This is a genomic window from Candidatus Bandiella numerosa, assembly GCF_021811875.1.
Classification (GTDB): Bacteria; Pseudomonadota; Alphaproteobacteria; order Rickettsiales; family Midichloriaceae; genus Aquirickettsia; species Aquirickettsia numerosa_A.
Genome location: NZ_JAJBJD010000243.1, coordinates 1 through 255, shown reverse-complemented (window position 1 = coordinate 255; position 255 = coordinate 1). Strand labels below are relative to the sequence as shown.

1 protein-coding gene is annotated in these 255 nt (G+C 40.0%); it reads left to right on the top strand.

All coding sequences use genetic code 11. The features are described 5' to 3' along the window. Window positions 1-54 precede the first annotated feature (54 nt). The coding region (locus L8D11_RS05530) for a hypothetical protein (protein ID WP_236870662.1) at window positions 55-255 on the top strand (201 nt) is incomplete at its 3' end.

Genomic DNA, 255 nt, shown 5'->3' with positions numbered 1-255 from the left:
AGGGAAGGCCTGAATTAGATTTGTTAGGTACTGGAGTTTTAATTTTGGAGGCATATGGCAGCAAATGATATTTATATCGACCATGTATCAAACAGTGACGGCAGTACCGAAGCTGTTGATCTCAAGGTGCATAAAGTGACTTCAGCATTTAAAATACCCCATGACCTTGCGAAAGACTTGATTGAGAAAGTAGTTCATACTACTAATCTCAAAAGTGCCTTTAGAGCTGTAAAACGCAATAAAGGTGCGCCTGGT